Genomic DNA, 1889 nt, shown 5'->3' on the forward strand with positions numbered 1-1889 from the left:
ATGCAGGCCGACAGTGACATCGGCGGCGGTTACCTGGTAGCCCCGCAACAGATGGTGATGGAGCTCTTAAAAGAGGTTGATGACATCGCCGTCATTCGTCAGTATGCTCGGACTCACCAGCTGACCAAAGCGGCCAGCCTCGGCGTCCCGACCCTGGACAAGGACGCGGACGACTGGGACTGGACGGCGGAACTCAAGACTGGAAGCGAAACTGAGATCGAATTCAGCAAGCGCGAACTCCGGCCGCACCCCCTGGCGAAGCGCATCAAAATCTCCAACACCCTACTGCGTAAAGCGGCTATGGGGCCGGAGCAGATTGTCCGTGAGCGCCTGGCATACAAGCTCGGCGTGACCCAGGAGAAAGCCTACATGACCGGCGATGGCGTGCAGAAGCCTCTCGGGGTATTCACCGCATCGGCTGATGGTATCAGCACCGACCGCGACGTGTCCACCGGAAACACCGGCACCGAGATTATGCCGGACGGCCTGATTGAGGCGAAATACACCCTCAAGCAGGCTTATTGGAGCCGTGCCCGGTGGATCTTCCACCGCGACGCACTGAAGCAGATCCGCAAAATGAAAGACGGCAACGGCCAGTATATCTGGCAGCCGGGCATCAGCGGCGGGGCGCCTGACCGTATCCTGGAATTACCCTATACCGCCAGCGAGTTTGCACCGAACACTTTCACCAGCGGCAAATACGTTGGCGTCCTGGGCGACTTCAAGTATTACTGGATCGTCGATGCCCTGGACATGATGCTGCAGCGCTTGGTGGAGCTTTACGCAGAAACTAACCAGACCGGATTTATCGGCCGCTACGAAGGCGACGGTATGCCGGTTTTGGAAGAAGCATTCGTGAGGGTGAAGCTGGGTTAACCCCCGGCTTCACTACTTTTGGAGGAGGTAAAATCATGAACCTGAGCAAAAACGTAAAAGTTGTCTTTGTGAAGGCCGGGCAGACTGCGGCCACATCCGCGGTCAATAGCGACGCCGTGGATCTCTCCGGCTACGAGGGCGTGTTGTTCTTTGGCACCATCGCCGTGGCCAACGCTGGCAATTTCCTGCAGGTAGAGCAGAGCACCGCTGAAAACTTCGCGACAAAATCCGTTCTCGACGGCGCGAAGATGGCCGTTGAAACCAACGGCGACGTTGCCTTTGTCGATGTTTTCCGTCCGCAGGAGAAACTGGGCAAATACCTGCGGGCGAGTATCGCAAGAACCGCGTCCACCGCGACAGGCGACATCTACGCGATCCTCTACAACGGACGCGTGAAGCCCGAAGACTACGCTAAGCTGGCGGTAAGCCCCGCGGCAAGCGTATAGAAACAGGGGCGGCCTTCGTGGTCGCCCATCATTTTTTTGGAGGTGCGAAATGACCTACATCACAAAGGTTTACAAAGACGAAGGCGGTGACCGGCAGGTTGTGGACGCTGGCGGCGAGTTGCGGATCAAGGGCAAGCTCACCCTTGCGGCCGGCGCAGAGGTAAACGAAGGCGACGATGTCTATGTTGTTGCCGAGCCCGATGACGTTTCCCTCGAAATCGGCGACGATGACAAGCTGCGGATTAAGAGCCAGGATGCAATTGCCGACCTGGAGCTGACTGCCTCTGAAGAGTTTGACAGCACCGAGCTCGAAGCCGTCGCCGCCAAAGTTGATGCAATCCTGGCGACCCTCCGAGCGGCGAAAATCATCGCGGCGGGTGATTAACGATGAAGCTGATCAAAATGCGGACCCTGGCTGCTGGACCTGACGGCACCCTTGACCCCGGCAAAACCTACCCGGTGAACGATAAAGCTGCAGCGGCCCTGGTTGACGGTGGCTTTGCTGACTACGCCGAGCCTCCACGTCTCGAAAAGGCAACCCGGCCCCTGGAGCCAGAAAGGGCGGTC

General features: G+C 58.4%; 4 protein-coding genes. All 4 read left to right on the forward strand.

Annotated features, from left to right (window positions below):
- The coding region (locus ACE4YL_RS14325; RefSeq protein WP_461369733.1) for a phage major capsid protein at positions 1-876 on the forward strand (876 nt) is incomplete at its 5' end.
- A gap of 35 nt (positions 877-911) precedes the next feature.
- Positions 912-1322 carry a hypothetical protein gene (locus ACE4YL_RS14330; RefSeq protein ID WP_461369734.1) on the forward strand — a complete coding sequence of 137 codons (411 nt, stop codon included), beginning with the start codon at positions 912-914 and terminating at the stop codon, positions 1320-1322.
- Between the two features lie 49 nt (positions 1323-1371).
- Complete coding sequence (locus tag ACE4YL_RS14335; RefSeq protein WP_461369735.1) at positions 1372-1707, forward strand: hypothetical protein; 336 nt, start codon at positions 1372-1374, stop codon at positions 1705-1707.
- 2 nt (positions 1708-1709) lie between these two features.
- Positions 1710-1889 (forward strand): hypothetical protein (locus ACE4YL_RS14340; protein WP_461369736.1); only part of this gene is annotated, 180 nt, incomplete at its 3' end.

This window comes from Candidatus Darwinibacter acetoxidans, assembly GCF_041936445.1.
Taxonomy (GTDB): Bacteria; Bacillota; Limnochordia; order Darwinibacteriales; family Darwinibacteriaceae; genus DTU010.